The organism is uncultured Caballeronia sp. (genome assembly GCF_964243625.1).
Classification (GTDB): Bacteria; Pseudomonadota; Gammaproteobacteria; order Burkholderiales; family Burkholderiaceae; genus Caballeronia.
In genome coordinates this window covers 1-6,699 of record NZ_CAXTGZ010000334.1, presented here as the reverse complement: position 1 = coordinate 6,699, position 6,699 = coordinate 1, and the positions used below count along the sequence as shown (strand labels likewise).

Here is a 6,699-nt window from a genome sequence, read left to right as displayed (position 1 = left end):
GTGTGTATTTCGTGACGATGACGCCAACCGCCTCGGAGCGCCCGAGAATGAGCGATCGCGCCAGCGCGTTTGGCCGATAGTTGAGCTCTTCCGCGATAGCGAGCACGTGCGCACGTGTGTCCGGGGAGATAGGACTGTCTTTCTGGAAGCACCGCGATACGGTCGATTGCGCCACGCCCGCAGCGAGCGCAACGTCGTAGGACGTCGCGCGGGCAGGGCGGGGCAAGGCGGTGTCTATTGGCGGCATGGCGTGGGTGTTGGACGGAGCTGAATCACTGACCTGGCGAGATACCGAATGACATCGCGGTCCATCGCGGTCAAAAATGCGATTCTAACCGGGCCGCCCCGCTCAGGCCGTCAGGCTGACTGCAGCGACAGCTTGCTGAGTCTCGTACGGTAACAGGCGCAGCGGCGCCACATAGCCGTTATGGTCGACGCCGAACCCCTCTTGAGCCGCCGCAGTGACGATCGCCGGAGACCATACGATGTGCTTCTTCTGGTCGCCCGTCGTCATGACCGCCACGAGCAGGGGCGCGTCGCCAACAGATCTGACGGAGCGCCAGACGTTCGCCGGCACCGAGTACAAGGCCTGACGCGGCACGGTAACGGGCGTCTTGTCGGCGCCTTCGTTCAAGATCAATTCGGCTTCACCGTCGAATACGATCAGGACCTGCTTGGCATCCACGCGATGAGTCCCGATCTCCTGCCCCGGATCGATCAGCAACCAGTCGATGGAAAACCCATGTGGATAGAGAATGTCGGCCTGCTGGTTGCGGTCCTGCGTGATGCCGAAGCCCACGATGCTTGCGACCTCTGCGCGATGGCCCGGCAGCACACTGCCGAGAAGGGCATGCCGCGACCATTTCCGGTCGGCGACCGTGACCATGCGCTTGCGCATTTCATCGGGCGAATAGTGACGCAGGCTCTCGGCTGTCTCCTGGTCGATGGGCTCGAGCAGCGCATCGTCTGCAGGCTTCGCTGTGCCGTTGCTGGTGTCGACAAGGAGATTTTCCTTGGTCAGGTAAAGCCCGTGTCGCGCCGCCTGTTCGAGGATCGATGGATGCCAGATGATGCCTCCGGTGTCATCGCCGCCAAGCGCCGAAAAAATCCAGCCGTCGTCATTGCCAATATTGCTGAAGCCGCGAAAGATCCAGGTAGGGATGCTCAGTACGTCGCCGGGCTCGCCGATCACGGTGCCCTCGTCTCCATTCGCACCCCACCGGAATAGCCAGCGGCCGCTGAAAATCATGAAGACCTCTGCCGTGTAATGCACATGGAGATTGTTCACGACACCGGGCGGCATGGCCGCAACGCCAAGACTGAAGCCATGTGGTTCGCGCAGATTGACCACCTGGTCTTCACTTTGTGACACACCTGCTCCGATCAGCGAATAATTTTCCTTGCGATCGGACCCCTTCATCTTGCAGTCGATGAACGCGATCTTGCACGCCACCATGTCCGATCTGAGAACCAGCCGGCTCTTCGCCGCGGCCTGGTCGAGCGTCTTTGCTTCACTCATGTTCACTTCTCCATTCCTGTTCTTTGCGATTTTATGCATTCGAATGCATAGGCTAATGCAAAACAGGCGGAAAGGGCAAGTTCATCGAAGAATTAGTGTGCTGGCCCGAACGTCAGGAGATGTCGGTTTCGAGATATTGCGCAGCTTGCGCCACCGCAATGTCGATGAAATTCATCAACGCAGGATGATCGTCGTCGGATCGCCAGATCAGGTCCAGGACGGCGCTGACGGGTTTGTCGATATCGAGTGGCCGGAAGGCGACGCCCGGGAACCGCATGTGCCTCGCGGACGCCGGAACGATCGCAAGCCCCACGCCGCTCGATACCAGGGCCACGACCGTGTAGAGCTGGGTTGCGTCCTGCACGATCTCGGGCACGACCTCGGCTTCGTGAAGAATGTCCGAGACGATCTTGTGGAAGTAGAACGCGTCCTTGCGGCTGAAAAGAATGAACGGTTCGGCTGCCAGTGCTTCGACCGGCACGCGTTCGAGGTGCGCCAGCGGATGGTATTCGCCGAGCGCCAGCATCATGGGTTCGCGGATCAGCGTGCGCGTGGAGAGTTCGCCGCTGTCATTGCCGATCGGCCGCACGAACCCTATGTCCATCTCCCCGGCGAGGATCGCTTCGCGCTGCCTTTGCGTCACGCCTTCCCGCAGTTCGAGGCGTATGTCGGGATGCCGTGTGCGATAGGCGCCAATGCATTGAGGCAAGAGCTGAGGCAGTGCGCCTGCCACGAAAGCGATCCCGAGGCGGCCTCGTTCGCCCCGGCCGGCAAGCTTCGCATGCTCGATAACGACGTCTGCCTGAGCCAGCAGCCGGCGCGCGCCCGAGAGCAGCTCGACACCTGCGTGAGTCAGCCTGAGCGGGCGTTTGCCGCGAATGAAGAGCGCCGTATCCAGGCTCGCCTCCAACTGCATGATCTGCTGGCTGAGAGGCGGCTGCGTGATGTGGAGGCGCGCGGCCGCGCGCCCGAAATTGAGCTCTTCCGAGAGCACGACGAAATAACGAAGCTGGCGCAAGTCGATCATGTTTCATTCCTAAAACGTATGAAACTCCAATGAATAATATATTAGACAGAACAAATTGACCGGCGCAAATTTGTTTCCATGCAAGAACAAGCAGTAAATCAAGGCCCGGTCAACGCCCGGCCGATGTCTGGTTAAAGCCTCGAACGCATCAATGGAGCGACGATCATGTTTCATCGATTTGCCTGTGCTGCCTTTTATGTCGCGATGACCGTCACCGGTGTCGTGACGACGGCCGTGGCAGCCGGTGAGCCCGCACCCTACGCACTAAAAGCCGGCAGACCGTACGCAGGGCAGTCGATCAAGGTCATGGCGGTATCGACTCCGCAGTTCACTGCGCTGCAAAAACGCACACAGGAATTCACCGACTTGACCGGCATAGAAGTGAAGTGGTCCTTCGTGCCGTTCAAGGCGCTGCAGGAAAAAGTCACGAGCGTGGGCGTAGCCGCGAACGGCAACTTCGACGTGGTGAACTATCTGGATCAGTGGGGCGCGTCCTACGCATACTGGTTGATGCCCCTCAACGATTACATTGCGCGCGACAAGCTCGACCTCAACGACTATCCGCCCGCATTTCTCGAAGCCCTCACCATCAATGGCAAACTCAACGGACTGCCGTTACGCAGCAACGTGCAAATGATGCTGTACCGCAAGGACATCTTTGCGAAGCTCGGGTTGAAGCCGCCAAAGACCTGGCAAGACCTGATCGATGCGGGCCCGAAGATTCGTGCAGCCTTCCCGGATGTTGCGCCGCTCGGTTGTTACTACGGCGCGGATGGCAACCGCCAGAACCTGTTTGCATGGGCCGATTTCGTGCGCGGCGCGGGTGGCCGGATTCTCGATGACAGGGGCTATCCGGCATGGACCTCGCCAAAAGCCATGGAAGCCACGCGCGAGTACGTCGGCCTGATGACCAAGAACAACCTGTGCGGGGCGGGCGCGACGTCGAATGTGGAACAAGACAGCCGCGTCGCCTTCCAGCAGGGCAGAAGCGCGGTGCTGCCAATCTGGCAATGGGCTTATTCAGCCGCCACCAATCCTAAAGACTCGACGCTCACGAAGGATCAGGTTGGCTTTGCGCCCATGCCGGCCTACAAGGCGGGCGATCCGCCGAGCACAGTGATCAACGTGATGCCGGTTTCCATCTCGGCTTACTCGAAGCACAAGGATGCGTCGTGGGAGTTCCTCAAATGGGTCACGAATTCCGATCTGGACAAACGCAATGCGATCGAGCGCAACGTCAATGGATTTGCAGTTGTGAACAGTGTGGTGAACCGCTGGTCGAGCATGGGCGACCCCCAGGTCAATGCAGCAAACGACCACATCTTGCTGGCGGCCAAAGCGGCGCTCGAAGGCAATGCCGCGCCGATGCCCGAAGTCGTCTACTGGCCGGAGGTCGCAGATCTTGCTTCGGTGGCGATCAACCAGGCGGCGTCCGGAGGCGACGTCGATGCACTCATGAATACGGCAGCGCAGCGCGCGAATCATGTCGTGCAGCGCGCGCTTCGCTAGAGCTCGAGCAGAACGGGTCCACTTGAGGAACATGTGTCATGTCTGAACGTATCGCCAAGTATGGAATGGTTGCGCCGGGATTGCTGATCGTGCTCGGCACGGCGCTTTATCCGCTGGTCACGACCTTCTATCTCAGCTTTCGCGACTGGAATCTCGGCCGCGCGAATGAATCGAAGTCCTTATGGTTGCCCTCAGACGGCTTCTCGCAAATAGGTTATCTCTTCGATAACTACACGCGTGCTCTCACCGACCCGTCAATGTGGAATTCGGCGTGGGTCACCGCGCGTTTCACGGTGGCCTCCGTGGTGCTGACCGTCGGGTTCGCGCTCGCAATCGCCGTACTGCTGTTTCGCGGCGGTCTGGTTCGCGCGGTCTTGCGCTCCATGCTGATCCTGCCGTTCGCCATGAGCCCCGCGTTGATCGGCGCGCTCTGGCGTTTCATGGCAAACGCCGACTTCGGCGTGGCCGGCGCAATCAGCCGCGCATTGCGTCTGAAAGATATCGACATTCTTGGCAACGCAACCGCGGCGTTCTGGCTGGTTTTATCCAGCGATGTGTGGCACTGGACGCCTTACTTTGCGCTCATCTTCATTGGCGCGCTCGCGTCGGTGCCGAAGGAAAGCCAGGAAGCGGCCGAGATAGACGGCGCAACCCCGCTTCAAGTGTTTTTCTCGATTACGCTGCCGCAGTTGTGGCCGGTTCTGGCGGTTGCCATGGTCCTCAAGGCCATCTTCGCAATGAAAGTATTCGACCAGGTCGTGATGATCACGAATGGCGGTCCCGGGCAGGCAACGCAGACACTCACGCACTTCATCTATTTCCAGGGCTTCAAGTACCTGAACATGGGTTATGCGTCGGCGCTCGGCTGGCTCCTCGTCATACCGATGATGGCGTTGACCGTGCTGTATGTCCGTCTTTCACAGCGTGGGAAATAAGGAACGACATGAACTCGAAATCCATTCCCGACATGTTGCCGCATACGCAATCCGCATCCCCCGCCGGCTACACCGCACCGCACAGGTTTCGCGCTTCGCTGGGCTGGTTTGGACGCGGCGTTGCAATGGCCCTGCTGTTCGTGGTGATCGTGTTGCCGCTGCTCTGGATCTTGTCCGCCGCGTTCAAGCACTACGTGGATATCTACAAGTTGCGCGTGACGTTCACGCCGACCATCGGCAATTTCTTCGAGATCATGCGCGAGCCGTTTCGCGTGCAGGACAAACTGATCAACTCGATCATTGTTTCCATGAGCACGGTCGTCATCACGCTGCCGATCGCGACTGCCGCCGCGTACTCGTTCTCGCGCTTCAGGCTCTTCGCGCACAAGTCGATGCTGGTTGCCGTGCTCGCCACGCAGTTCCTGCCGCCAGTGGTGATCGTGTTGCCGTTCTTCCTCATGTTCCGCGATCTCGGACTCTACGACACGCGCTTGGCGTTGATCGTGGTGCAAACCGCGCTCGTCATGCCGTTCGCAATCTGGATGATCAAGGGTTTCATCGATCAGATTCCGATCGATATTGAAGAGTCCGCGCTGATAGACGGTGCGACCCGTCTCCAGGTCCTCTACCAGATGATCATGCCGATCGCGCTGCCGGGCATTGTCACAGCGGGCATCTTCTGCTTCATCTTGTCGTGGAACGATTTCATCATCGCCGTGATCCTGACTTCGGAAGATGCAGTCACGCTGCCAGTCGCCATGAGCCTGTTCAACCGCGAAGAGGGCGATCTGTGGCAGCTGCTTTCCGCCACCGGCATTCTGATCATGCTGCCGATGTTCCTGTTCGCTTCGTTCATGCAGCGCTATCTGATTCGCGGTACGACGGCCGGCGCTGTCCGCTGATCCGTGCCCCAACTCTTTATTTAAGGCGAAGTTCATGACTACGGTCACATTGAATCGCATCAACAAGAACTGGGGTGGCTTTCACGCCGTCAAGGACTTGAACCTGAGTATTGCCGAAGGGGAGTTCCTCGTGCTGCTCGGACCGTCCGGCTGCGGCAAGACCACGACCATGCGCATGATCGCGGGCCTCGAAGATCCCACCGGCGGCGACCTGATGTTCGACGGCGAGCGCATGAACGGCGTGCCGCCACGGCAACGCGATGTATCGATGGTATTTCAGAACTACGGTCTGTATCCGCACATGAGCGTGTACGACAATATTGGGTATCCGCTCAAGCTGCGGGGTGTGACCGGCGAGCAGCGCGATCGCGAAGTCAGGCGTGCGGCGGACCGGGTCGAACTCGGCCAGTTGCTCACGCGCCGCCCCGCGGCGTTATCCGGCGGTCAGCGTCAACGTGTGGCGCTTGCGCGTTCCATCGTGCGGCGGCCGCGCGTTTTCCTGATGGACGAACCGCTGTCGAATCTGGATGCCAAGCTGCGCGGGTCGATGCGCGCGGAGCTCAAGCACCTCGCCCGCGAGCTTGCCGTCACGACGGTGTACGTCACGCACGATCAGGTCGAAGCGATGACACTCGCCTCGCGCGTCGCGATCATGAAGGAGGGCGTGCTTCAGCAGATCGACGCGCCCGAGAAAATTTACAACGAACCGGCCAATGCGTTCGTCGCGGGTTTTATCGGCTCGCCGGCCATGAATTTGCTGCGCGGGGAAGGCAGGGGTGGTCAGTTTGTCATGTCGGACGGGCTTGC

Annotated in this window: 7 protein-coding genes; 4 read left to right on the top strand and 3 right to left on the bottom strand. The window is 59.7% G+C overall.

All coding sequences use genetic code 11. The annotated features are described in order from the left end of the window. The 3 genes from ACFFAR_RS20765 to ACFFAR_RS20755 form a co-directional block, all read right to left on the bottom strand. Window positions 1–226, bottom strand: a 226-nt coding sequence (locus tag ACFFAR_RS20765; RefSeq protein WP_375508372.1) for a LacI family DNA-binding transcriptional regulator, incomplete at its 3' end; no start/stop codon positions are given. 123 nt (window positions 227–349) lie between these two features. Then, on the bottom strand, window positions 350–1,519 hold the full coding sequence (locus ACFFAR_RS20760) for a hypothetical protein (protein WP_174363851.1): 1,170 nt from the start codon (window positions 1,517–1,519) through the stop codon (window positions 350–352). Between the two features lie 112 nt (window positions 1,520–1,631). Continuing rightward, window positions 1,632–2,546, bottom strand: a complete 915-nt coding sequence (locus tag ACFFAR_RS20755) for a LysR substrate-binding domain-containing protein (RefSeq protein ID WP_174363852.1) — start codon at window positions 2,544–2,546, stop codon at window positions 1,632–1,634. Between the two features lie 165 nt (window positions 2,547–2,711). Here ACFFAR_RS20755 and ACFFAR_RS20750 point away from each other — a divergent pair, with 165 nt between their 5' ends. From ACFFAR_RS20750 to ACFFAR_RS20735, 4 genes are all read left to right on the top strand, one after another. After that, window positions 2,712–4,055, top strand: a complete 1,344-nt coding sequence (locus tag ACFFAR_RS20750) for an ABC transporter substrate-binding protein (protein ID WP_375508371.1) — start codon at window positions 2,712–2,714, stop codon at window positions 4,053–4,055. 38 nt (window positions 4,056–4,093) lie between these two features. Then, complete coding sequence (locus ACFFAR_RS20745) at window positions 4,094–4,990, top strand: ABC transporter permease subunit (RefSeq protein ID WP_174363854.1); 897 nt, start codon at window positions 4,094–4,096, stop codon at window positions 4,988–4,990. A gap of 8 nt (window positions 4,991–4,998) precedes the next feature. Further along, on the top strand, window positions 4,999–5,892 hold the full coding sequence (locus ACFFAR_RS20740; RefSeq protein ID WP_197672672.1) for a carbohydrate ABC transporter permease: 894 nt from the start codon (window positions 4,999–5,001) through the stop codon (window positions 5,890–5,892). Window positions 5,893–5,926: 34 nt separating this feature from the next. Beyond that, window positions 5,927–6,699: ABC transporter ATP-binding protein (locus ACFFAR_RS20735; RefSeq protein WP_375508370.1), on the top strand; the 773-nt coding region annotated here is incomplete at its 3' end.